Genomic DNA, 23,557 nt, shown 5'->3' with positions numbered 1-23,557 from the left:
CGATGTCCTGGCTGGATGCCGATTCCGACGTCCGACAGTGCACGCGAATACTCGATGCGTTCATCCCCCCGACTCGACGCCTGTCCGATGCCGGTGGTTCGGCGGCCAACACGGGCCGGATCAGTGAACGCTTTTCGAACATTAGTGGCACTAGTGCCACTTTCGCCAATTCTGGCGCTACACTGCCAAAGCAGACCGGGAACGATTCCGGTGAGGCCCAGCCTGACGCGCGCGGAGAACGGACAAAGAGTGTGATCGTATCGGGAGTCGAATGGGAGGCGCTGGTCCACGGCGCAGCGAGCCTCGAAGCGCATACGGCTGGCGGCGTGGAAGCGCATCGCGTGCCTGCCTGGGCGCGTGCGCAGTTTGAAGATCCGCTTTTCAGTCTCGCCGAGGCATGCCCCGCGGGTGTGATCGTTCGCTTCGAGACGGACTCGTCTTTCGTGACTCTCACTGCTGCAGCTACGACGGCCGCACTCGTCGGAACCGAGCCGACACCCGTCACTCTCGCCGTGCGACAGGACGGCACCGAGATCCTCGCCCCCCTCTCGGCTCCCAGCGTGATCTTCTTCGGCGCCGATACGCAGATCGTCGAGACGCAGCTTCGTGAGCCGGAGACGATTGACATCTCGACGGCGGGCAACGGTCCTGTGGAGATCTTCCTTCCTCACAACGCACGAATCAGGTTGATCTCGCTGCAGGCGACAGAGAACATCACACCCGCACAGGCCCAGGGAATTCGCTGGACCCACTACGGCAGCTCGATCAGTCATGGGATGAACGCGCTCACCGCGACTCGCACCTGGCCTGTTGCGGCTGCGATCCGCCTGGGCTGGAACCTGCAGAACCTCTCGTACGCGGGAAACGCTCAGCTCGACGGCTTCATGGCACGGATGATAAGGGACAGTCCTGCCGATCTCATCACGCTGAAAGTCGGCATCAACCTGATCAATTCGGACAGCATGCGCGAGCGCACGTTCCGTCCAGCCGTTCACGCGTTCCTCGACACCATCCGCGAAGGCCAGCCGACCACGCCCATCGTCCTGATCACTGCCGTCGCGTGCCCGATCCACGAAGACTCCCCCGGGCCGGTGACCCGAGATCCTGAGGGCATGGCACGTGCGGCGAATCGCACGGTCGAGCGCGATACCGGCGCCCTCACGCTTTCACGCACTCGCGAGATCCTCGAGCAGGTGACGGTCAGCCGCGACGACGATCGCCTGCACCTGCTCGACGGGCGCGAACTGTTCGGCATCGACGATGTCGACATGCTGTACGACCGCCTGCACCCTGATCAGAACGGCCTTGACCTCATCGCGCAACGCTTCGCCGACAAAGCGTGCACCCTCGCTGAAGAATGGGGCAGCACTTTGACTACCCCGGCCCCGAACTCGGAGCGTCCAGCGTGACCCGCGCCGAACAGACGACTTCCTGGTGGCCGTACCTTCGGCTTGCGATAGCGACCCTCGGCTTCGTCGCCATCGGAAATCAACTGCTCGTCAACATCGACCTGGCAAAGGAGGCCACCACCCCGTGGGGATCACACATCCCCACGATCGTGACGAACTACTTCAGCTTCTTCACCGTCCAGTCGAACTTCTGGACGGCAATGACGTTCGCAGCCGCCGGCATCTGGGCGCTCACAAAGGGCCGAGGCGCGGCGCGCGAACCGCGCTGGCTCGCCGTGTCCCTCCTGTGCGTCTCCACCTACATGATCCTGACCGGAATCATCTACAACCTGCTGCTTCGCAGCAACCCTCTGACCGAGGCCGCCGCCGTGCCGTGGTCGAACGAGGTGATGCACATCGTCATCCCCCTGCTGGTGCTGATCGACGTCATCCTCGCCCCGAAACGTCGCTCCCTCTCATTGCGCGAGGCCTGGGCGGTGGTCGTGTTCCCTATCGTCTTCGCCGTCTTCAGCATGCTGCGGGCCAACACAGTCGTCTCGCCGGTCACGGGAGATCCGTATTGGTACCCGCTCCCGTTCCTCAACCCTCACACCACCCCCGGCGGATACTTCGGAGTCGCAGGCTACCTCGTCGGGATCGCCGCGCTGCTCCTCATAGTGAGCATGGGCATGGTGTGGGCGTGGCGAAGGCGGAGTTGACGTCCGATGGCAGCAATCTTCCGTGACCAAACCGTTGCATTCGTTACCGCGCCGTTATAGAGTGATCGCACGGTGAATGTTTGCTGTGGCATCCACCTCATGTGATTGCAGGACACTCTTGGTGCAAGGGACAAGGGCCGGTCGGGAGCCTCTCCGACCGGCCCTTTACTTGTGCCGTCGACGGACCCCTCGACCGGACAGCATCCGCTGATTCAGCGCTCGATCAGCGCCGCGAGCCCGTCGAGGACCCGTTCGAGACCGAACTCCCACGCGCCATCAGCAGACCACGCGGCCCCTTGCGCCTCCCCTGCCGCTGCACCGATGCGCACCGCCCGCGGATAGACCTCCGGATCGAAAGCCCGCGCGAGGATCGGCTGATTCGCCTCCCACCATTGCGCATCGCTCATCGCCGTGTCGGTCGTCGCGCGTTCGGCATCGTGCGCCGCGCGGCAGTGCGACTGCACGAAACCGATAAGGAACGTCAACGCGGCATCGACGTCGACGTCATCGAGACCCGCGTCGTCGAATGCCGCGAGTTCGTGCTCGTACTTCACCATCACTCCCGGCCCGAGCGGAGGACGACTGAGCGCCGCAACCTCTGTCATCCACGGATGGGTTTCCAGCAGCGAGCGGTTGCTCTCGGCCACAGCCACGGCACGATCCCGCCAACGCTCGTCGCGCCACGGCATCCGCTCCATCCCGAGGTACAGCGCATCGACCATGAGATCGAGCAGTTCCGGCTTGCCGGGAACGTAGGTGTACACCGACATGGTCGACACCCCGACCCGCTCGGCGACCGCCCTCATGGTGACGGCGCCCAGTCCGCTCTCGTCGGCGATCGAGAGGGCGGCGTGGACGATCTGCGTCACGGTGATCGATCGAGCGGGCCCTTTACGCGGCGCGAGCGGCTCACCCCACAGCAGCGCGAGGGTTCTGCTGGGCTCGCCGGATCCGGTGCGTTCGGAGCTCACGGGAATGATCTTGTCACAGTTGCGTTGTACGCATTACATTGTACGTCGTACAGAATAGCAAGGAGAGCCATGAACATCATCGCATCCGCCGTCTCCCTCAACGTCCCCGATGTCGAAGCGTCCAGCCGATGGGTTGAGCAGCACCTCGGCTTCACCATCGCCATGGCCGCCGACGGGTTCAGTTCGCTGACCCGCGCGGACGCCGGAATCAACCTGATCTACCTGCGGACGGGACTGGCGAGCTTCAAGCCGCAGTCGCAGGCAGGCGCCGCATCCGGCCTGCTCGTCGTGTTCACAGTGGATGACATCGACACCGAGTACAGCCGCCTGCAGGCGCAGGGCGTCGACATCGCGACCCCTATCGAGACCGAGCCGTGGGGCGAGCGCTACTTCCAGATGCGCGACCCCAACGGCGTGATCTACCAACTCGTGCAGTGGATGACGACCGCGCACGACCAGGGCTGATCATCCGGGGCCGGCGGCCTTCCCGCCGGCCCCGCCGACCACCCCCGAACCCGACCCGAGGGACGTCGCGGCGACCGCCCGCGCGGTGTCCGCGAGTGCCAGTACGCTGTTCTCCATGACCGATCGCAAGCTCGCCCTCGAGGCGTGGGAGAGCCTCTTCCGCGCGCAGCACGAGCTGTTCGACGAGATGGTGAAGGACTTCGACGACGCCCACCTCTCGCAGGCAGAGTACGACGTCCTGCTCACGGCGACGCGCTCCCCCGGCATGACTGCGCGGCTCCGTGACGTCACCAGCAACATGCTGATCAGCCAGCCCAGCGTCTCCCGCCTGATCGACCGCATGGTCTCTCGCGGCCTCATCGCGAAATGCCCTGATCCCGAAGACGGTCGCGGTGCCCTGGTCAGAGCGACGGATGCCGGCGCGCGGGCCTTCCGCACACTCGCCACCGTGCACGGCCGCTCGATCGCCGAGCGCATGTCGCACCTCGACGACGAGGAGCTGCGAACACTGCGCGACCTCACGGAGAAGCTGCGCAACCATTCGTGATGATCTTCGCGAAAGGCGATGTAAGTAGTTTCCACATATTCGAAACTACATTCGAATAGTCGCTCTGCTCGAGCGTACGCTGGATGCATGTCCTCGCACCTCACTCCACTGCACGAGGCGGTCGCCCGCCTCGATTCACTGTGGTCGGATGCCGGTGAGACAGAGGATTTCACCCGCGCGCAGCTCGTGGAGGCCAATGACGCGCTCGGCGCGATGCGTCGGCTCATCGACGCACTTCACGTCGAGATCGCGGCGGGCATCGCGCGCGAATCCCGGCCCGAGCTCGGCCCCGAGTCGCTCGCGAAGCAGCAGGGGTTCCGCGGTGCCGCCCAGCTGATCGCGACGACCAGCGGCACGTCTGCCGGAGACGCCACCCGACTGGTGAAAGTCGGCGAGGCGACCGCGCCACGCCGCGACCTGCTGGGCGAGCGGCTGCCCGCGAAGTACCCCGCCATTCAGAAGGCGATCGCCGCCGGCGGGCTCCACACGACCGCGGCAGCGCTCATCATCGCGCTGCTCGACCGGGCGCGACTCACGAGCGACATCTCTCGCATCGACGAGGCCGAGCGACTCCTCGTCGACAAGGCCGGCTCTCTGTCTCTGGATGACGTCCGCAAGCTGATCGCCCGCGCGGAAGCATGGCTCGATCCCGACGGCGTGGCGCCACGCGATGCCGAGGCACGAGCGCGGCGGTCGCTGACGATGTTCGAGCGCGACGGAGCCCTGCACCTCAACGCGGTCTTCGACATCGAGTCGGCAGCGCCGATCCGCGCGGCCATCACCGGGTGGGTCTCCTCCGCCTTCGGTGCACGCAAAGACGCTGTCGACCCCGATGCCCCTGACGCCGATCACCGCTCGGTCGCGATGCTGCAGGCCGACGCGCTGAGCTCGATCTGCGCTCACACGCTCGGATGCGACAACCGCGCGCCCGCCCTCGCCGGGGCGACGGTCGTCGTGCGTGTGAACCTCGAAGACCTGATGGCCGGCACGGGTTCCGGCACTGTCGACGGCGCCGACCGCCCGATCAGCATCGCGGCCGTCCGACGGATGGCCGCTTCGGGAGGCGTCATCCCCTGCGTCCTCGACTCCGCCGGCGAGATCCTCGACTGGGGTCGCGAGAAGCGGCTGTTCACGAAAGCGCAGCGCATGGCTCTCGCCGAACGCGACGGAGGATGCGCGATGTGCGGTCTGCCGCCAGAGATGACGAAGGCTCACCACATCGCCTGGTGGCAACGGGATGCCGGCCCGACCGATCTGAGCAACGGGGTGCTGTTGTGCGAGAGCTGCCACCATCGCATCCACGACAACGGATGGGAGATCCGCATCGACGGAGCCGGCGCCGCCTCCAGAGTGTGGTTCATCCCTCCGCCCTATGTCGATCCGGCGCGCACGCCGCGACTCGGAGGGCTTGCCCGGTACACCCTCGCGGCGTGAAGCCGGGCGGCGGCGGGCCCTCGGCGGGCCGAACTCATCCGGTGGGCAGCAGTGCCCATGCAGCGATGCATCGGATCTGGCAGGGTGGAGCCTGTACGTCTGCGCGACCGCGCAGCACACTCGACCGCCCCCTCGGGGGGAACCAGGGAGGTCATCCATGGAGATCGCCGGAGCAATCGGCACTCTCGTCATCGTCGGGATCGCGATCGTCGTCGCGATCGTCGTCCTTCTCATCCTGCTGCTGTTCGCACGCAGCTGGATCAAGGTCGCCCGCGCCGACGAGGCCCTCGTCATCTCGGGTCGCAAGCAGAAGGTGCAGCGCACCGTCGTCGCCGCAGACGGCACCAGCCGCGGCGAGACCGAAGAGTCTCCCGTCACGGTGATCGTGAACGGCAAGTCGCTCGTCAACCCGATCACCCAGCGCCACGAGATCATCTCGCTGCGCTCGCGTCAGGTCTCGCTGAACGCCGAGGCGCAGTCGCTCGACAGCGTCACCCTCAACGTCGACGGCGTCGCGATCGTCAAGATCGGGTCCGACCCGATCCTCGTGCGCCGAGCTGCAGAGCGCTTCGCCTCGCAGGACAAGGCGATCGAGCAGTTCACCACCGAGCAGCTCGAAGGAGCGCTTCGAGGCATCGTCGCCACCCTGTCGGTCGTCGAACTCATGCGCGAGCGCAAGAAGTTCTCCGACCAGATCGCCGCCGACGTCTCGCAGGAGCTCGCCGAGCAGGGTCTCATCCTCGACTCGTTCCAGATCAAGGGGATCACCGACAAGGTCGGATACATCCAGTCCCTCGGCGCCCCCGAGATCCAGGCGAAGCGTCAGTCCGCCGAGATCTCGCAGACGAACGCCGACCGCGCGATCAACCAGAAGAACATCGCGAACCAGGAAGCCAACCTCGTCGAGCAGACCGCTCTCGACACCAACACCGCCAACGCCAACGCCGGAATCGGTCGCGCACGCGCCGAGGCCGAGCAGGCCGAGAACCTCGCCCGCGAGCAGACTCAGCAGGCGGTTCTGCAGCAACAGGCCGAGAACAAGCAGGCCCAGCTCGACGCCGACGTCAAGCGTGTCGCCGACGCGCAGCGGTACGAAGCGGAGACTCGCGCCCAGGCCGAACTCTACACGCGAGAGAGGGCGGCAGAGGCCGCGGCAATCGAGCAGGTCAAGCAGGCTGAGGCCCGCACACGCATCGCCGAGCAGCAGGCCGAGGCCGACAAGGCCAAGGCGAACGGTGAGGCCGCAGCCGCAGTCGCCCGCGCGACCGGTGAAGCCAACGCACTCCGCTCCCAGGCCGAGGCCGAAGCAGAGGCACGGCGTCTGCGCGCCAACGCCGAGGCCGACGCGATCCGCGCCGAAGGTGAGGCACGCGCAGCTGCGGTCGAGGCAGAAGCCAAGGCCATCGCCTCCAACCAGGACGCGTTCCTCTCCCAGCGCGTGCTCGACGTGCTGCCGTCGATCATGGCTGAGTTCGCCAAGGGCTACTCGACGATCGGCAACGTGTCGATCATCGGCGGATCCGGCGACGGCGCCTCCGACCTCGTCGGCGCCGACAGCGCCAAGGCGCTGAAGTCGGTGTTCGACAGCGTCAGCGCAGCCACGGGAGTCGACCTCGCCTCGATCATCCAGGGCCAGGCCGTCGGCCGCGGCATCGGCGAGAGCATGGCCACAGCATCCGCGTCTGCCCCGGTGGTCCGCCACCCGAAGCCGACCACACCCCCGCCGCCCGCGGCCCCCACCGCAGAGTGACGACCAGGAGGGCCGTCCCGCATCCACGCGGGGCGGCCTTCCTCGTGCTCGCCGGCTCTGCCGGTTTCGTAGACTCGAGCCATGACGATGCCGATTCAGCCGCCGTACGCCGTGTTCGCAGGATCTCTCGGCGACAACGCCACCGGAAACTGGTACCCCGCACAGGCGGAGGTCAGCAACGGCTTCGTCACGCTCTGGGTCGGCTCTCCGGCCGGATGGACGCAGTACTTCAGCGTGCCCGCGACGGAGGTCACCGTGAAGTCGGCCGCTCAGCGCATCACTCTCGTGGTCCGCGGACAGAGCTACCCGATCCTCGCGAAGCCGCGCGCCGTGGGCCGCGCGATCGGCTACGGCGTGGCGGGAACCGCAGCCAGCGTGCTCGACAAGCCGGTCTTCGGGGCAGGAGTCGACGTCGGGCGAGGCGTGAACCAGGCCGCAGCCGCCAGCGCGTGGAACACCGGGGGCGGACCCGAGTTCATCGTCGCCGCGCGGAACTCGGGAGCACAGGTCTCCCGTCTCGGCTACGGCCCGCTCATCGCCATCGGATGCGGGGGCGGCGTGGCCGTCGTGATCCTGGTCGTCGTCGTCACGCTGATCGCCATCAACCTCTAGTGCTGCGGATCCGCGTACGCACGAGGCCCGACGGATGACGGCCACCGGCTTCGACCTGACGAGGATCGGCGACGGGCTCGCCTTCGCCGCCGCGCTCGACGAGCTGCGGGGCGCGCTCGAGCAGAGCTCATCCGTCGTCGTGAGCGCGCCGCCCGGCACCGGCAAGACCACCCTCGTGCCGCCGCTGCTCGCATCGCGATCCCCCGGCCGCGTGATCGTCACGCAGCCGCGCCGTGTGGCCGCACGCGCCGCCGCCCGCCGCCTCGCGCAGCTCGACGGATCCGCGCTTGGAGCCAGGGTCGGATTCACGGTCCGCGGCGAGCGCCAGGTGTCGACATCGACGCGGATCGAGTTCGTCACCGCCGGCGTGCTCCTGCGACGGATGCTCGACGATCCCGGCCTCGACGGCATCGATGCGGTCGTCATCGACGAAGTGCATGAACGGGCGCTCGAGACCGACCTGCTCGTCGGGCTGCTCGGCGAGACCCGCCAGCTGCGCGACGACCTCGTGCTCGTCGCGATGTCGGCGACCATCGACGCCGACCGCATCGCCGCGGTGATCGGCAGCGACGGGTCGCCGGCCCCGATCGTCTCGCACGCCGTCCCCGCGCACACCCTCACCGAGCTGTGGGCCCCGAGTGCGTCGCCGCGCCTCGACGAGCGGGGCGTCACCCGGGCTTTCCTCGGACCACGTTGCCCGCACCGCGGCATCCGCCGGGCGCGAGCTCACCCGCGACATCCCATCCGCCGACGTCCTGGTGTTCGCCCCCGGTGCCCGCGAAGTCTCCGAGATCGCCCGCCTCATCCGTCAGGACGCGGCCGAGTTCGACGTCCGTGAACTGCACGGCCAGATCCCGGCCACCGAGCAGGATGCCGTCATCAGAGGCCGCGACAGCGGTCAACCGCCGCGCATCATCGTGACCACGTCTCTCGCCGAATCGTCGCTCACGGTCCCCGGCGTCCGTATCGTCGTCGACAGCTGCCTCTCACGGCATCCGCAGCGCGACGCCGCTCGCGGCATGAGCGGCCTGATCACGACGGGCTCGCCGCGCTCGTCCGCGGTGCAGCGCGCGGGGCGCGCCACGCGTCAGGGGCCGGGCACGGTGATCCGCTGCATCGACGAGCGCACGTATGCCGCAGCCCCGGCCAGACCCGCGCCGGAGATCGTCACGACCGACCTCGCCGATGCCGCCCTCCTGCTGGCCTGCTGGGGAACGCCCGGAGGGGTTGGTCTGCGGATGATCGACCCGCCACCCGCCGACAGCCTGCGCGAGGCGCTCGCCGTGCTGCGCGCCCTCGGCGCGATCGATGCAGAAGGCCGAGCGACACCTGCCGGCCGTGATCTCGCCCGCATCCCGGCAGATCCCCGCCTCGCCCGTGCGTTGCGTGACGGCGCACCGATCGTCGGCGCCCGACTCGCAGCCGAGGTCGTCGCGCTGCTCAGCGGCGACATCCGCATCGCCGAGGCCGACGTCGCGAGTGCGATAGCGGGCATGCGCGGCCGTCGCGGACCCGATGCGCAGCGCTGGACCCGCGAGGTCGACCGGCTTCTGCGCTACGCCCCGCCGGAGACGCCGGCAGCGCGCCGCCCCAGCCTCGACGACGCCGGGGTCGTCGTGGCTCTCGCGTTCCCCGAGCGGGTCGCCCACCGGGTCGAGCGATCAGCGGACGGCGCGACGTTCCTGCTCGCATCGGGCACCAGGGCCGGGGTGTCCGCGCCTCTGGCAGACACCGAATGGCTCGCCGTCGCCGAGGTGGCCAGGGCCGCCGGTCGTCTGGCCGCAGGCACGGGAGCCGTGATCCGCTCGGCCGCCGTCATCTCGGAGAGCCAGATGGAGCAGGCCGCCGGTCATCTGCTCACAGACCGCGTCGAAGCGGAGTTCGTCGGCGACCGCGTCGTCGCCCGGCGCGAGCGCCGAGTCGGTTCGATCGTGCGCTCCTCCGTTCCCGTACGCGTGACCGCGGAAGACGGCCACGACGCGGTGCGCAGAGCGATCCGTGATCGCGGTCTCGACGTGTTCACCTGGTCGGATGCCGCAGACGGTCTGCGCCGCCGACTGGGTCTGCTGCACCACGCGGTCGGTGCTCCCTGGCCGGACGTCTCCGACGCGGCCCTGCTCGACGGCCTCGACGACTGGCTCGGCCCGGAACTCGGCACCCTCGCGACGGGTACCAGGGCTGGGCGCATCGATCTCACCCCGGCTCTGCGCCGGCTGCTGCCATGGCCCGCGGCATCCGATCTCGACACCCTGGCGCCGGAGCGCCTCGAGGTGCCCAGCGGATCGCGGGTCCGCATCACCTACCCGCCGGTCGACGACCCGACGGCGCAACCCGTCGTCGCCGTAAAGCTGCAGGAGTGCTTCGGCTGGGCCGAGACGCCCCGCCTGGCCGGCGGCCGCGTTCCCGTGCTCTTCCACCTGCTCTCGCCTGCCGGGCGTCCTCTCGCCGTCACCAGCGACCTCGCGTCGTTCTGGTCCGGTCCCTACACGCAGGTCCGCGCCGAGATGCGTGGCCGCTATCCGAAGCATCCGTGGCCGGAAGACCCCTGGCAGACGCCGCCCACGCGCCACACCACTCGCCGCCCGCAACGATGATCCGGGCTACCGCGTGCGTCGTCTCAGCGTGAGCGAGGCGAGCACCAGCGCGCCGACCGCGAACGCGACCACCACGAGCAGCGGGCCGTACAGGTCCCATTCCTCATCCGCCGCCGTCACTGCGCCGATCGCGTCGATCGCGTAGCTCAGCGGCAGCCAGTCGGAGATCGCGTACAGCACGTCGGGCATCTGATCGCGCGGCATGAAGAGCCCGCCGAGGATGATCTGCGGAAACACCAGCAGCGGCATGAACTGCACCGCCTGGAACTCCGTCTGCGCGAAAGCGCTCGCGAGCAGGCCCAGCGCGGTGCCGAGCAGCGCGTCGACGACGGCCACCAGGCCGAGCTGCCAGAGCGGCCCTTCGACGTCGAGACCGCACACGCCCACCGCGAACGACACCGTGATCACGGCCTGCAGCAGCGCCATCAGCCCGAACGCGAGAGCGTAGCCGAGGATGAAGTCGGCTTTGCCGACCGGTGTCGTCATGAGCCGCTCGAGAGTGCCGGAGCGTCGCTCGCGGAGCGTCGTGATCGAGGTGATGAGGAACATCACGATGAAGGGGAACAGCGCGAGGATCGCCCCGCCGAAGCGGTCGAACACGCCGTCCTGATCGCTGAACAGCCAGGCGAACAGCCCCACGAGCAGGCTCGGAGCGACGAGCATCAGCGCGATCGAGCGGGGGTCGTGGCGAAGCTGCTCGAGCACGCGGCCCGCGGTGGCCAGCATCCGTCGTCCGTTCATTCCGACGCCTCCCGTCGCGTGCGACGAGTCACCCCGTGCGCCTGGCGATCCCTCTCGATCAGGGCGAGGAACGCGGCCTCCGGATCCCTCGTACCGGTGTCGTCGAGCAGCGCCCGAGGTGTGGTGTCGGCGATGATCCGCCCGTCGCGCATCAGCAGCAGACGGTCGCAGCGCAGCGCCTCGTCCATCACGTGGCTCGAGACCACCATCGTCACTCCCCGATCGGCGAGGCGGCGGAACAGGCCCCACAGCTCGGCGCGCAGCACGGGATCGAGTCCGACGGTCGGCTCGTCGAGCACGATCACCTCCGGCGTACCGATCAGCGCCATCGCCAGCGACACCCGCGTCGACTGTCCTCCGCTGAGCGACTCGACCAGTTGCCCGGCCTGCTCGCGCAGCCCGACCTCGTCGATCACCCGGTCCACGTCGCTGCGCGGAGCCTTCAGCAGACGCGCGAAGTACGCGAGGTTCTGCCGCACCGTGAGGTCGCCGTACGTCGCGGCTCCCTGCGTGCCGTACGCGACCCGCTGGCGGAGGGGCCTGCTTCCGCCCGGCTCTCCGAGCACGGTCACGGTGCCCCCCGAGATCTTCTGCACGCCGACGATCGAGCGTATGAGCGTCGTCTTGCCGCACCCCGAGGGCCCGAGCAGGCCGGTGATCTCACCGCGCGGGATCGCAAGGTCGATGCCGTCGAACACCTGCGTCCGTCCGCGTCGCACCCGCAGCTGCGAGATCTCCACCGCCGCTTTATTCATCATGTGATGAATTATGCGCCTGCGCGTCGGCGTGCACAAGGGCGGGTCGGCGCACGGGTGCGGTCGGCGCCCTCCCCGACGTGCGAAAAGTCGGAGTTCCGGGGCGACACGCCGGAGGCAGGCAGCCGCGGACGGCGTGTCAGGCCGCGGGTCCGACTTTTCGCACGCCGGAACGGCGAACGAACGGAGCCCGCCGCGGCATCCGCCTCAGTCGAAGAGGTAGCGCTGCACCGTCGGCCCGACGCGGGTGACGAGCTCGTCGACCGTCGCCGCGGCGATCGGCCCGAGCTTCAGCACGTACCGGGTGAGGAGCATCCCGGCGATCTGAGAGGCGACGAGCGTGGCCCGCAGCTCGGCGTCATCGACGGCAAGCCGCTTCGCGATGCGGCCGATCAGCTCCCGCGACAGGAAACCCGCCAGCAGCGGGGTGGTGAGCCGGCTGCCGATCGCCGTGCGCATGAGCATCACGCCGCGCCGCCGCACCTCGGGCTGCTCGAACGACTCCAGCACGTAGCGGACGAGGCGCTCTCCGACCTCGTCTCGGGGTCCGTCGAGAATGCCGGGCACGTCGACGTCCGGCCGCATCGGGATGCCCACGGCCTCCGCGAACAGGTCGGCCTTCGTGCCGAAGTAATGGTGGACGAGTGCCGAGTCGACGCCAGCGCGAGTCGCGATGGCCCGGATGGTCGACGCCTCGTAGCCCTGCTCACCGAACTCGTCGACCGCTGCCGCGATGATGCGCTCGCGCGAATCGGAGCCTCCTCGCGGTCGTCCGCGGCGCCGCGGCGCGGCCTGTTCGGTCATGCCCGACAGCCTACCCACGCCGCCGTCAGCCGAGGAGGTGGCGCAGATACCGCTCGGGAGAGTCGAGGAACGAGCGCCAATGACTCACGAGCTCGAGACCCTCCCATCGTGTCGGCCGGATGCCCCAATCCCCGATCTCGAGGATCCGCGCACCGGGAAGAGCTGCAAGCACCGGCGAGTGCGTCGCGCACAGCACCTGCCCTCCGTCGTCGGCGATCCGCTGCAGCACCGCGATGAGCGCGAGCGTCGACTGGAACGAGAGCGCGGCCTCGGGCTCGTCGAGGCAGTAGAAGCCCGGATCGTCGAACCGGCTTCCCAGCATGGCGAGGAACGACTCGCCGTGACTCATCTCGTGGAACGCGATGTCGGGTCCGCGCGTCGACGGATTCTCCTCCAGGTACGTGTAGAACGAGTGCATCGTCTCGGCCCGCAGGAAGAAACCCCACCTGCTCGCTCCGACCCCGCGCTGCAGGCGGATCCAGTCGGACAGCGGCGACTCGGTCGGGCGGGTGCTGTGCATCGCCTGCCGCGAGCCGCCCTCGGGCGAGAGACCGTAGGCGATCGCGACGCCCTCGACGATGGTCGATTTGCCGCTGCCGTTCTCGCCCACGAGGAACGTCACACCGGGCGAGAGGTCGATGCCCTCTCGAAGGACCTGAGCGACAGCGGGAATGCTGGTCGGCCACGCGCTGCTCGGCGTCGGCGCATCGTCGTTCGGGCGCACCGCCACGACGGGCTGCTCGCGTCGCCGGCGACTCCCGGACTTCCAGATCGACTCCATGATCCGACGCTAACCCGAGCCGCAGACGTCAGCACTCGATGACGTTGACCGCGAGGCCGCCCTCGCTGGTCTCCTTGTACTTCGTCGACATGTCCAGCCCGGTCTGGCGCATGGTCTCGACGACCGCGTCGAGCGACACGTAGTGGCTGCCGTCTCCGCGCAGCGCGAGGCGTGCCGCTGTCACGGCGGTCGAGGCCGCGATCGCGTTGCGCTCGATGCACGGGATCTGCACGAGCCCACCGATCGGGTCGCACGTGAGGCCGAGATGATGCTCCATGGCGATCTCTGCGGCGTTCTCGATCTGCCGATTCGTGCCGCCCATGACCGCGGTCAGTCCGCCCGCCGCCATGGCGCACGCCGAGCCGACCTCAGCCTGGCAGCCGCCCTCGGCTCCCGAGATCGAGGCGTTCGCCTTGAACAGCGACCCCAGAGCGGTCGCGGTGAGCAGGAACCGGCGGATGCCGCGGCGGCGGTTCGCCTCGGCGACGGCGACCGGGTCTTCGCCCTTCGACAGGCTCAGGGACCCAGCCCCGACCGCGACGAGCGAGGCCTCCGCCCCGAAGCCGAGCAGCGCGCTGCCGACCAGCTCGCCGTACGGCGTGACCGCGTTGCCAGCCCCGAGACCGGAGTCGGCGAGGAAGCGCCACCAGTACATGGCGACGGCGGGCAGGATGCCGGCCGCCCCGTTCGTCGGCGCCGTGACGACCCTGCCGCCCGCGGCGTTCTCCTCGTTGACGGCGAGCGCGAAGGCGCCCAGCCATTCGCCCGGCAGCTCCCGATGCCCGTCGGCTTCCGTCTCCTCTAGCTGGGCGCGGATCACGCCCGCGCGCCGCTTGACCTTGAGCATCCCCGGGAGGACGCCCTCTGCGGACAGCCCCGCCTCGACGCAGCTGGACATCGCGTCCCAGATCGCGTCGAGCCCGGCCGCGACCTCCTGCTCGCTGCGCATCGCGATCTCGTTGCGCTTGGCGAGTTCGGCGATCGTGATCCCGTGCTCGTCGCACAGCGCGAGCATCGATGCGGCATCCGCATAGGAGTACGGCAGCCCGCCCGTCGAGAGCGTCGCCTCCTCGCCGTCACGGCGGATGAAGCCGCCGCCGATCGAGTAGTACGTGTCGACCACGACGATCGCACCGTCGGCGTCCCACGCCGTGAGCGTCATCGCGTTCGGGTGGCCGGGCAGCCGGGTGCGCGGCGCGAAGTCGATGTCGTCCTTCGCGAAGCGGATGCTGTGCGTGCCGTTCAGGTCGAGAGTCGCCCCCTCGGGGAAGTCCGTCCATGCCGCGCGCACCTGGGCGGGGTCGCAGGTCTCGGGTGACAGCCCGCGGAGTCCGGCGACCACGGCATCCGGCGTCCCATGCCCGATGCCCGTGGCGCCGAGCGATCCGTACAGGGTGCTGCCGACCCGCGCGACGCGGTCGATGCCGCCGGTCGCGGACAGGCGTCGGATGAAGTCGAGTGCGGCCCGCATCGGCCCGACCGTGTGGGAGCTCGAGGGCCCCACTCCGATGGAGAAGAAGTCGAAGGCCGAGACGTACGCAGTCACTCCTCCAGCTTACGTCCGAAGTGATCTCGCCGGATCGGTCACACATCCGCTGCCTCGTTCGTCTCCTCTTCAGAACCATCGACGAAGGAGAACCGAAATGACCATCACCACCACCGCATCGTCCGAGGTCGTCACCCACAAGGCGCGGATGCCGCACCCGGCGTTCCTGCTCGAAGGCGGCATCGACGCGATCAGCGGCGTCAACCGCGCAGCCCAGGCCGCAGGCGTTCCCGAGGAGATCCTGCACCTCGTCTCACTGCGGGCGAGCCAGATCAACGGCTGCAGCTGGTGCGTCGTCGACCACTCGCGTCAGATCGTCGAGGACGGCGCCGCACCCGAGCGGCTGCACGCCGTCGCCGCGTGGCGCGACGCTCCGTACTTCACCGCGGCCGAGCGTGCCGCCCTCGAGCTCACCGAGGTGCTCACACGTCTCGCGGACAACCACGACCCCGTATCGGACGAGCTCTGGACCGAGCTGTCGACCCATTTCGACCGCAAGCAGCTCTCGGGACTGCTCTTCGAGATCGGCGCCATCAACGTCTGGAATCGTCTGAACGCGGCGATCCGGCAGCCAGCCGGATCGTTCTGACGGGTAGGTTGCCGAGCATGCAGTCGACACCGCTGGCCGAGGACTTCGAGAGCCACCGGCGCTACCTCACCGCCGTGGCGTATCGCATGCTCGGTTCCCACGCCGATGCCGAGGATGCCGTGCAGGAGGCCTGGCTCCGGGTCGCGCGGGCGACGCCGGACGCCGACGATCTGCGCGCCTGGCTGACGCGGGTCGTCAGCCGGATCTGCCTCGACCAGCTGCGCTCGCGCACACGACGCCGCGAGAGCCCACTCGATGTCATCCCCGACGCGGAGCGGGCTCCCGACGGCGACGATCCGGTCGTGCATGCCGAGAGCGCCGACCGCGTCGGGTATGCGCTCATGCTCGTGCTCGAGCAGCTGAGCCCCGACGAACGCCTCGCCTACGTGCTGCACGACGTGTTCGGCCTGTCCTTCGATGAGGTCGCGCCGCTCGTGGATCGCACCGCGCCTGCCGCCCGCAAGCTCGCGAGCCGCGCGCGCGACCGCGTACGCGGCGCGGCGCCGGAGGATCAGCTGCAGGCGGCGACTCGCGAGCAGCGCAGGCGCGTGGTCGACGCGTTCCTCGCGGCGGCGAAGGACGGCGACTTCGCCGGACTCCTCGCCCTCCTGCACCCCGACGTCGAGTTCCGGCAGGATCTGGGGGCCGACGGCGTCCGCATCCTCCGGGGTGCGGAGAAGGTCGCATCGAGCGCGGCCGCGTACCACCGCTACGCGAAGGGCTTCGACTTCGACGTCGTCGAGCTCGGCGACGGCTTCGCGGTGGTCGCGATCGAGGACGGGATGCCGGTGTCGCTGCTGTTCGTGACCTCGGAAGGCGACACGATCGTCGCGATGGAGACCCGCGAGATCGGCTGATGCCTGAATCGGGCTCCGTCAACCCCCTGCCTCGCGCGCGGTCGAGGCGGCATGCTGATCGCATCGACCCAGGCGAAAGGCACCATCATGACGAACAGCACACCCGCGCAGGATCCGGCCGGCCGCGACCCCGAAACCCAGACGCCCACCCCTTCCCCGTCTTCGGGAGCCGACGCCGGCGAGTTCACCCAGGGCACCGCCGAGAAGCCGGAGCAGGCGGAGTCGCCGGAGGATGCCGACCCCGCGCAGGTTCCGAGCAACGAGGAGCTCGAGGAACCGAGCACCGAGAAGGAGCCGGAGGAGGAGCCGAAGGCGCCGGCTCCCGATGACGCCGAGCCCGATCACCGGGCCGTCGGCATCGGCGTGATCGACGCCCCGGAGTCCGACACAGGGGAATGAGTTCCGGTCGCAGTTCGTGCCGCTTGGTCGATGGCGAAGCGGCACGAACTGCGACTGGAGGGGCCAGTCGGCTACTCGACGAGCTTTCCCGCCGTGTCGACCTCGCGCATGAGCTCGGCGATCTCGGCGGGGATGGGCGGGATCTCCTCTCGCGTGACGCCCGTGGTCGGCGACCAGACCAGGTTCACCTGCAGCGTGGGATCGGTGTCGGGGAAGTCGCTGCGGTTGTGGCATCCGCGCGTCTCGCGCCTCTCCCTCGCAGCCTCCAGCGTGGCCCGGGCAGCGAGCGCCGACGCTTTCAGATCGAAAGCGTGCGCGAGATCCTGGTAACCGGCGATGTCGGGGTGGATGCCGATGTCCTCCATGCGACCCTCGATGAGGTCGAGCTCGGCGAGGCCGGTGCGAAGGCCCTCTTCTGAGCGGACGACGCCGGCGTGCGCGGTCATGGTGTTGCGGATCGCCCGCTGCAGAGCGCGCACGTTCTCGCGCCCGTCGGCGGCCAGCAGGTCGTCGATCTCGGCGCGGGCCGCGGCCACGGCATCCGCTGACCGGCGCTGCGCATCGAGACCCGCGGCATGCGCCATTGCGGCCTGGCCGACCAGGCGTCCGTAGACGAGGAGCGTCGATGAGCGAGTTGCCGCCGAGGCGATTGGCGCCGTGCAGTCCGCTGGATGCCTCGCCGATCGCGTACAGCCCCTCGACGTCGGTGCGGTGGTCCTCCGGACGCACCCACACTCCGCCCATCGAGTAATGCGCGGTGGGCGCGATCTCGATCGGGTCGGTCGTGATGTCGAGCATCTGCAGCTCCATCATCGTCTGGTAGACGCGCGGCAGCCGGGTCATGATCGTCTCGCGCGGCAGGTGCGAGACGTCGAGCCACACTCCGCCGTTCTCGGTTCCGCGGCCCTCGGCGATCTCGGTGTACGCCGCGAGCGCGACGCGGTCACGGGTAGACAACTCCATGCGCTCGGGATCGTACTTCGCCATGAACCGCTCGCCGAGGGCGTTGGTGAGGAACCCGCCTTCGCCACGCGCGGCCTCGGAGATGAGAGTGCCCGCCGCGTTCTCGGGCTCGATGATGCCGGACGGATGGAACTGCACGAGTTCGGGGTCTCGCAGCCGCGCTCCCGCCTCGACGGCCAGCCGGAACGAGTCGCCGGTGTTCTCGTCTCGTCGGGAGGAGGTGCGGCGCCAGATGCGGTTGTGACCGCCCGCTGCGAGGATCACGGCATCCGCGTGGATCAGATAGCGTGTGCCGTCTGCCTGATCGAACCCGTAGGCGCCGAACACGATGTTGTCGCGCACGAGCAGGCGCGTGATGTAGATGCCGTCGAGGATCGGCACGTCGAGCTCTTCGGCGCGGCGCACGAGCGTGCGCTGGATCTCGAGTCCCGTGTAGTCGCCGGCGAAGGCGGTTCGGCGGAAGGTGTGCGCGCCGAAGAATCGCTGCGAGATGCGTCCGTCGTCTTCGCGGGCGAAGTCCATGCCCCAGCGCTCGAGATCCCGGATGCCGCGTTCCGCACCCTGCGTGACGATCTCGACCGTGTGCGGGTTTGCGAGCAGATAGCTCTCCTTGATGGTGTCGGCGGCGTGCTGCTGCCAGCTGTCGTCGGCGTCCATCGTGCCGAGCGCGGCGTTGATGCCGCCTGCGGCGAGCGAGGTGTGTGCGTCGCCCCGCGGGCGCTTGCCGACGGCGACGACGTCGATGCCGTGCTCGGCGACCTCGATCGCCGCTCGCAGCCCTGATCCGCCCGTTCCGATGACGAGGACGGTGGTGGAGATCTGACGTTCGTTCATGCTGTCCACGCTAAGAACCTCTCCGCGATAACTCCAATGCATAGTTTCGCTTGTCTCGATACACTCTGAACATGAATCTCGAGCAGCTGCGCAGCTTCGTGGAAGTGGCCCGTCTGGGGCACTTCACCCGTGCCTCCGAGAGCCTGCATCTCGCCCAGCCCTCGCTGAGCCGGCAGATCTCCACCCTCGAGCGCGAGCTCGGGGCGGAGCTGTTCCAGCGGGCACGGGGCAACATCTCGCTCACCGCCGCCGGCGAGACCCTGCTTCCCCGCGCGCAGCGGATGCTGGCCGAGGCCGAATCGATCCGCGAGGAGATGGGCGAGCTCGCCGGCCTCCGCCGCGGGCGCGTGCGCCTCGGCGCTCCGCCCACCCTGTGCATCAGCCTGGTCGCCGAAGCTCTCAGCGCTTTCCGCGCCCGGCATCCCGCTGTCGATCTGCACCTCACCGAGAGCGGCTCGCGCCTGCTCGTCGAGCAGCTCGCGGTGGGCGCCGTCGACATCGCCCTCATCACCGAGTCCGACGCGCAGCCCGTCTCCGGCGTCAGCCTGACCCGCACGCCCCTCCTCGCCGAGGAGCTCGTGGTCGTGTCATCCGCTTCGGCGCCCGCGCTGACGACCGACGAGGTGATCTCCCTCGAGCTCCTCGCCACGCTTCCGCTGATCGCCTTCGACGACAGTTACTCGCTGCGAGCGACGACGGATGCCGCGTTCCGCGCGGCAGGCCTGACGCCGACGATCGTGCTCGAGGGGGCGGAGATGGATGCCGTGCTCCGCTTCGCCGAACGCGGCGTCGGCGTGGCGGTCGTCCCCGCGATGGTGCTGCTGGATCGCCCCGAACTGCGCTCGGCGCGTCTCGCCCACCCGTCGATGACCCGCACGATCAGCCTGGCGCATCGCTCCGACGTGACGCCCGCTCTCGCCGTCGCCGAGATGCGGCGTGCGATCGTGTCGACGGCGGCCGAAGTCGCCCGGAGGGACCCGGCGATCACGAACCTGCGATAGCGCGGACCGGGTCGCCCCTAAGTCTCATCGGTCGAAACCCGTCGAGCGGGTCGCAGCTGGCATTCGCAGAAGAGACACAGCACGCGACGGACGCACATCCGACACTTTCGCTTAGACTCTCCGCAACACCTCGCTGCGCGCGCACGTCGGTCATCGGATCGGCAGGCGTGCAGCATCCGCGCTTCCCGAGGAGGGGACGATGAACGCGATCGGGCGGATCAGACGCAGAACGTCGATCATCGCGTCCACTGCCGCGGTGTCGGTCGCTGTCGTCGGATCGATCATGCTGACAACCATTCCTCTCGCGACGTCGACCAACCCTCCACTCACGCGCGTGACGGCGTCTGCCGTGACGACGAACCGCTCCGTCCCGCCATCTCTAAATGTCCACGGGTCGGTAATGCAATTGATCTCCCAGAATGATGGGATGAACCGCCTCGGCGCGAATCCGAACATTTCCGTCGATGAATCGGGCGCTACCGCGATCGTCGTACCGTGGGTCGGAACCGTACCGTCCTGGCTCGAATCGGGCATCAAGGCCATCGCGGCCGAGACGGGCTCGTCCGTCACCGTCGTATCCGCGCGGAACACCCAGTCCGAGATGATGCTCGCAGCCGCTGAGCTTCACAGCCTCTTTCCCGACGACGCGCGCGTTTCGACCTCTGTGGAGATCGGAATCGATTCCCTAGTCTTCCGTGGCCCCGCACTCCCTGACGTCGTCCACGCTTCGAGCTCCCCGGACGACGATGCCTGGGCGGCGTTCATGGAGGACGCCGCGGAGAGGATCGCCTTCGATGGCGTCGGCATCACGTTCGTCGAAGAGGAATCGGTTCCCGAGCCGGCGATGTGAGCCCGAGCCCCGTCGGGGACGTTTGCTCCCCTGCCGCCCAGCATCCGACAAACGAAAATCCCCGCCGCTTCCGCGACGGGGATCTTCAATACTGTCTCAACACAGTTCTGCCGGTTCCGAAGAACCTGTGCGCCACAAGGGACTCGAACCCCTAACCTTCTGATCCGTAGTCAGATGCTCTATCCATTGAGCTAGTGGCGCCCGGCCTGCTCAGCGGGCCGTGGAACAGCCTACAACAGTCTCTACGAGAAAGCGAAACGACGCCTCAGGTGCCCTTCGCAGACGACTTCTCGGCCTCTTTCTCCTGCTTCTTGCGTCGCTTCGCCTTGGCCCTCTGCTCGGACGACAGCGCCTGCAGATCGACCAGACGCAGCGCCTGCATCCGCGCCTCGCGCATGCGATCGTAATCGGGATCCTGGTCGGGTCGCATGCCCTCGACCCGGAGCCGGCGGTCGAGATTGTGCCTGACGTCGGCCCAGGCGGCCTGACGCGCCTCTTCGACGATGACCCCGAGTTCTTCGCGGTCGTCCATCATCTCGCGCAGTTTCGCGGCGACGCCATGCGACTGCCTCGCGCGTCGCTTGAGGTTGCGCACGTCGCGATCTCGATAGTCGTGCGTGCCCACAGGATCGGAGTGCCGCCCGCGCGCCCGCTTGCGCAACTCGGCCAGAGCCTTCTCGGACTGCTCGGCCTCTTCGGCCATCGCCCGAAGCGCCTCGCGCGTGTCGTCGATGTACTTCTCGGTGTCGAAGACTCCACCCTCGGCGATCGTGCCGACGAGGATGTGATTCTTCACGGCGAGGCGCGCGGCAGAAGTCGCGATCGCGACGCCCTCGGCGATGGCATCCGCAGTTCGTCCCACCGCTACCTCCTCTGAACGAGAGTACCGGTTCCCCCCGACGCTCCGGCAGGTCACAATGGATCGGGATCCGGTTCGGGTCCACGTCGCCGCGCACCAGAGACGGCGCGGGGAGGAGGATGCCGTGACACCGCTCGACCTCACCGGACGCACGACCGTCATCACCGGCGCCGCGAACGGCATGGGCGCCGAGATCGCACGACTGCTCGCGGCACAGGGCGCTCACCTCGCGCTGGTCGACCACGACTCGCAAGCACTCTCGTCCGTCGCTGCAGGCCTGACCGGCACCACCGTCACGACTCACGTCGTCGACCTGCGCGATGACGACGCCGTCTTCGCGGCATCCGCCGACATCTCGGCCGCCCACCCGCAGATCAACGCCCTCATCACGTGCGCCGGTTCATCGATGCTGGGCGACATCGAGCAGCTCACGATGGAGGAGATGCGCTGGCTCGTCGACGTGAACCTGTGGGGCACCGTCTCGATCACGAAGGCCCTGCTCCCTGCACTGAAGAGGGCGCCGGCCGCGCACATCACGCACCTCGCCAGCGTCTACGCCCTGGCGGCCCCCGCCGGGCGCATCCCCTACGCACTCAGCAAGTTCGCCGTGCGCGGCTTCTCCGAAGCCCTCCGCCACGAGCTCGAGGGCACCTCCGTCACGGTCGGCGCGGTGTATCCGGCGGGCGTCCGTACCGGGATCATCCTGCACGGACGGTACGCGGCGGCGATCGATCCGGCCGTCGCCGCGCGTGCCGCCGCCGCGCAAGCGGCGATGTACCACACGGAGCCTGCCGCCGCCGCGGCCCGCATCGTTCAGGCGACGCGCCGCAGGCAGGCGCGGACGATGGTCGGGCGCGAGGCGCGGCTCGTCGACGTGCTGACCCGGCTCTCCCCCGTCGGCTACTGGCGGATCATGCGCCGACCTCTGCGCGAGGCGATCGACACGACCACGCCCGCGGACTGACTCACTGCACCGCGCCGACCCAGATGCCGGACGCCCACGCCTGCTGGTCGCCGCTGCAGCCGACGGATCCGGGGAACCCGCGCACCACGGCCATGCAGTTCGCGAGGAACTCGGGGTCGCCGCCGAACATCGACTGATACGCCGCCGAGGAGGTCAGGGCGCCCCACACCTGGAACTGGTAGATGTGCGCGAGCTCGTGGGCCATCGCCCAGTTCAGCCGATCCGCATTCCAGGTGACGATGTCGGCGCGGTACTTGATGTATCCGTTGCTGTTGGCGCACGCGGCGGCGCTGCCTCCCGCGCACGATGCCGACTCGTACAGCCCGACGCCGCTGCCGCCCACGTGGTCGAGCGCGGCGCGCACGCGTGCGTAGCCGTCGGGCCCGCTCGACGACCATGCCGGACCTCCCGGGCCGCGTCGGGCCTGCTGCACGGCCTGCCAGGTCGAGATGTCTCCGTCGATCTTCGCGGTCATCGCGTGGATCGTGGCCGTCGCGTTGGTGACGACGACGGGGTCGACCCGCTCGGCGAGCACGGCTTGCTGGGCGGAGAGAGCGGATGCTCGATCCGCCGTCGTGTCTACCTTGCCCGCTGCTCTGTCGAACGCGGCCGTGAGTGCCGCGATCCCGGCGACGAACGCCGGGCGGACCGCGAGCACGGCGGCGCGATCGGCCACATCCTGCTCGGCGATGTCGATCGCACCTCGCAGATAGTCGCCGCGCTGGGCGGCCTCGTCAGCGGCGGTCGAGACCGTGCGCAGCTCGGCGATCATCGCGGCCCGCTCCTCGTCGAGGGAATGCGCGCGCTCGACGACGCCGGCGGCGAGGACGACGGCCAGGGCAGCGGTCACGACCAGCAGTCGCCTCACGGCAGAAGGCCCGTCGTGTCGGCGAGCTGCTTCTCCTGCTCGGCGATCTGCGAGCGCAGAGCGCTCAGGGCCTCGTCGAGTTCCGAGTTCGCCGACTCGAGCTCCTCGAGCTCCTGCCGGGTCTCTTCGACGGCAGCTCTCGCCGCCTCGAGCGCGGCGACGCGCTGCTGATCGGCGACGACGATGAGAGCCCCTCCGCCGACGAGCAGCAGAGCACCCACGATCACTGCGATGACCCGCATATCGCTCCCCAGAACGAACGACTA

Annotated in this window: 23 protein-coding genes, 1 tRNA gene and 2 pseudogenes; 14 read left to right on the top strand and 12 right to left on the bottom strand. The window is 68.9% G+C overall.

All coding sequences use genetic code 11. The annotated features are described in order from the left end of the window. The first annotated feature begins 2 nt into the window (after positions 1 to 2). Both QFZ53_RS06225 and QFZ53_RS06220 read left to right on the top strand, forming a co-directional pair. Positions 3 to 1,409, top strand: coding sequence for an SGNH/GDSL hydrolase family protein (locus tag QFZ53_RS06225; RefSeq protein ID WP_307294641.1), 1,407 nt, complete (start codon positions 3 to 5; stop codon positions 1,407 to 1,409). Continuing rightward, positions 1,406 to 2,107: a Pr6Pr family membrane protein gene (locus tag QFZ53_RS06220; RefSeq protein WP_307294640.1), complete on the top strand. Its 702-nt coding sequence runs from the start codon at positions 1,406 to 1,408 to the stop codon at positions 2,105 to 2,107. Before QFZ53_RS06225 ends, QFZ53_RS06220 begins: the two co-directional genes overlap by 4 nt. Positions 2,108 to 2,319: 212 nt before the next feature. On the opposite strand, the gene QFZ53_RS06215 is transcribed toward QFZ53_RS06220, so the two are convergent. Further along, positions 2,320 to 3,078 (bottom strand): TetR/AcrR family transcriptional regulator, encoded by a 759-nt coding sequence (locus QFZ53_RS06215; protein ID WP_307294638.1) that lies wholly within the window; start codon positions 3,076 to 3,078, stop codon positions 2,320 to 2,322. Between the two features lie 69 nt (positions 3,079 to 3,147). Here QFZ53_RS06215 and QFZ53_RS06210 point away from each other — a divergent pair, with 69 nt between their 5' ends. From QFZ53_RS06210 to hrpB, 6 genes and pseudogenes are all read left to right on the top strand, one after another. Then, entirely contained in the window at positions 3,148 to 3,543 is a 396-nt protein-coding gene (locus tag QFZ53_RS06210; protein WP_307294637.1) for a VOC family protein, read from the top strand. A 115-nt stretch (positions 3,544 to 3,658) separates the two neighbouring features. Beyond that, positions 3,659 to 4,090, top strand: coding sequence for a MarR family winged helix-turn-helix transcriptional regulator (locus tag QFZ53_RS06205; protein ID WP_292905980.1), 432 nt, complete (start codon positions 3,659 to 3,661; stop codon positions 4,088 to 4,090). Positions 4,091 to 4,177: 87 nt separating this feature from the next. Further along, positions 4,178 to 5,524, top strand: coding sequence for an HNH endonuclease signature motif containing protein (locus QFZ53_RS06200; RefSeq protein WP_307294634.1), 1,347 nt, complete (start codon positions 4,178 to 4,180; stop codon positions 5,522 to 5,524). Between the two features lie 157 nt (positions 5,525 to 5,681). Further along, on the top strand, positions 5,682 to 7,274 hold the full coding sequence (locus QFZ53_RS06195; RefSeq protein ID WP_307294633.1) for an SPFH domain-containing protein: 1,593 nt from the start codon (positions 5,682 to 5,684) through the stop codon (positions 7,272 to 7,274). Between the two features lie 81 nt (positions 7,275 to 7,355). Beyond that, the gene (locus tag QFZ53_RS06190; RefSeq protein WP_307294632.1) at positions 7,356 to 7,886 is read left to right on the top strand and encodes a hypothetical protein; all 531 of its coding nucleotides are present in this window, start codon (positions 7,356 to 7,358) and stop codon (positions 7,884 to 7,886) included. 34 nt (positions 7,887 to 7,920) lie between these two features. Then, positions 7,921 to 10,480, top strand: a pseudogene (hrpB, locus tag QFZ53_RS06185) (ATP-dependent helicase HrpB). Positions 10,481 to 10,486: 6 nt separating this feature from the next. Here hrpB and QFZ53_RS06180 read toward each other — a convergent pair. The 5 genes from QFZ53_RS06180 to QFZ53_RS06160 all read right to left on the bottom strand — a co-directional run bounded on the left by QFZ53_RS06180 (position 10,487) and on the right by QFZ53_RS06160 (position 15,107). Further along, positions 10,487 to 11,221, bottom strand: coding sequence for an ABC transporter permease (locus tag QFZ53_RS06180; protein ID WP_307294630.1), 735 nt, complete (start codon positions 11,219 to 11,221; stop codon positions 10,487 to 10,489). Next, on the bottom strand, positions 11,218 to 11,979 hold the full coding sequence (locus QFZ53_RS06175; protein WP_307294628.1) for an ABC transporter ATP-binding protein: 762 nt from the start codon (positions 11,977 to 11,979) through the stop codon (positions 11,218 to 11,220). Before QFZ53_RS06175 ends, QFZ53_RS06180 begins: the two co-directional genes overlap by 4 nt. 204 nt (positions 11,980 to 12,183) lie before the next feature. Continuing rightward, on the bottom strand, positions 12,184 to 12,780 hold the full coding sequence (locus QFZ53_RS06170; RefSeq protein WP_307294626.1) for a TetR/AcrR family transcriptional regulator: 597 nt from the start codon (positions 12,778 to 12,780) through the stop codon (positions 12,184 to 12,186). Positions 12,781 to 12,805: 25 nt separating this feature from the next. Then, positions 12,806 to 13,561 carry an AAA family ATPase gene (locus QFZ53_RS06165; RefSeq protein WP_307294625.1) on the bottom strand — a complete coding sequence of 252 codons (756 nt, stop codon included), beginning with the start codon at positions 13,559 to 13,561 and terminating at the stop codon, positions 12,806 to 12,808. Between the two features lie 28 nt (positions 13,562 to 13,589). Next, on the bottom strand, positions 13,590 to 15,107 hold the full coding sequence (locus tag QFZ53_RS06160) for an L-serine ammonia-lyase, iron-sulfur-dependent, subunit alpha (RefSeq protein ID WP_307294624.1): 1,518 nt from the start codon (positions 15,105 to 15,107) through the stop codon (positions 13,590 to 13,592). Positions 15,108 to 15,204: 97 nt separating this feature from the next. Between QFZ53_RS06160 and QFZ53_RS06155 the strand changes: the two genes are divergently transcribed. The 3 genes from QFZ53_RS06155 to QFZ53_RS06145 all read left to right on the top strand — a co-directional run bounded on the left by QFZ53_RS06155 (position 15,205) and on the right by QFZ53_RS06145 (position 16,952). Beyond that, the gene (locus QFZ53_RS06155) at positions 15,205 to 15,696 is read left to right on the top strand and encodes a carboxymuconolactone decarboxylase family protein (protein WP_292905961.1); all 492 of its coding nucleotides are present in this window, start codon (positions 15,205 to 15,207) and stop codon (positions 15,694 to 15,696) included. Positions 15,697 to 15,713: 17 nt separating this feature from the next. After that, positions 15,714 to 16,553 carry a sigma-70 family RNA polymerase sigma factor gene (locus QFZ53_RS06150; RefSeq protein ID WP_307294621.1) on the top strand — a complete coding sequence of 280 codons (840 nt, stop codon included), beginning with the start codon at positions 15,714 to 15,716 and terminating at the stop codon, positions 16,551 to 16,553. Positions 16,554 to 16,640: 87 nt separating this feature from the next. Beyond that, positions 16,641 to 16,952, top strand: a complete 312-nt coding sequence (locus QFZ53_RS06145; protein WP_307294619.1) for a hypothetical protein — start codon at positions 16,641 to 16,643, stop codon at positions 16,950 to 16,952. Between the two features lie 71 nt (positions 16,953 to 17,023). Here the strand turns inward: QFZ53_RS06145 and QFZ53_RS06140 are convergent. Then, positions 17,024 to 18,749: pseudogene (locus QFZ53_RS06140) on the bottom strand (L-aspartate oxidase). Positions 18,750 to 18,820: 71 nt separating this feature from the next. On the opposite strand from QFZ53_RS06140, the gene QFZ53_RS06135 reads away from it, so the two are divergent. Continuing rightward, entirely contained in the window at positions 18,821 to 19,750 is a 930-nt protein-coding gene (locus tag QFZ53_RS06135; RefSeq protein ID WP_292905955.1) for a LysR family transcriptional regulator, read from the top strand. Positions 19,751 to 19,900: 150 nt separating this feature from the next. On the opposite strand, the gene QFZ53_RS06130 is transcribed toward QFZ53_RS06135, so the two are convergent. Next, entirely contained in the window at positions 19,901 to 20,035 is a 135-nt protein-coding gene (locus tag QFZ53_RS06130) for a hypothetical protein (RefSeq protein ID WP_307294615.1), read from the bottom strand. A 64-nt stretch (positions 20,036 to 20,099) separates the two neighbouring features. Between QFZ53_RS06130 and QFZ53_RS06125 the strand changes: the two genes are divergently transcribed. Beyond that, on the top strand, positions 20,100 to 20,600 hold the full coding sequence (locus QFZ53_RS06125) for a hypothetical protein (protein ID WP_307294613.1): 501 nt from the start codon (positions 20,100 to 20,102) through the stop codon (positions 20,598 to 20,600). Positions 20,601 to 20,728: 128 nt separating this feature from the next. Here the strand turns inward: QFZ53_RS06125 and QFZ53_RS06120 are convergent. Further along, a tRNA-Arg gene (locus tag QFZ53_RS06120) sits at positions 20,729 to 20,801 on the bottom strand. A gap of 64 nt (positions 20,802 to 20,865) precedes the next feature. Continuing rightward, positions 20,866 to 21,462 carry an asparagine synthase gene (locus QFZ53_RS06115; protein WP_307294611.1) on the bottom strand — a complete coding sequence of 199 codons (597 nt, stop codon included), beginning with the start codon at positions 21,460 to 21,462 and terminating at the stop codon, positions 20,866 to 20,868. A gap of 121 nt (positions 21,463 to 21,583) precedes the next feature. Here QFZ53_RS06115 and QFZ53_RS06110 point away from each other — a divergent pair, with 121 nt between their 5' ends. Next, complete coding sequence (locus tag QFZ53_RS06110) at positions 21,584 to 22,423, top strand: SDR family NAD(P)-dependent oxidoreductase (RefSeq protein WP_307294609.1); 840 nt, start codon at positions 21,584 to 21,586, stop codon at positions 22,421 to 22,423. Between the two features lies 1 nt (position 22,424). On the opposite strand, the gene QFZ53_RS06105 is transcribed toward QFZ53_RS06110, so the two are convergent. Further along, positions 22,425 to 23,273 carry a hypothetical protein gene (locus QFZ53_RS06105; RefSeq protein WP_307294608.1) on the bottom strand — a complete coding sequence of 283 codons (849 nt, stop codon included), beginning with the start codon at positions 23,271 to 23,273 and terminating at the stop codon, positions 22,425 to 22,427. Between the two features lie 14 nt (positions 23,274 to 23,287). Next, the gene (locus QFZ53_RS06100; RefSeq protein WP_292905947.1) at positions 23,288 to 23,533 is read right to left on the bottom strand and encodes a hypothetical protein; all 246 of its coding nucleotides are present in this window, start codon (positions 23,531 to 23,533) and stop codon (positions 23,288 to 23,290) included. Positions 23,534 to 23,557 lie beyond the last annotated feature (24 nt).

The sequence above is a fragment of the Microbacterium natoriense genome, from assembly GCF_030816295.1.
Classification (GTDB): Bacteria; Actinomycetota; Actinomycetes; order Actinomycetales; family Microbacteriaceae; genus Microbacterium; species Microbacterium natoriense_A.
The sequence above is the reverse complement of the archived record's forward strand: the minus strand, read 5'-3'. Positions and strand labels throughout refer to the sequence as shown.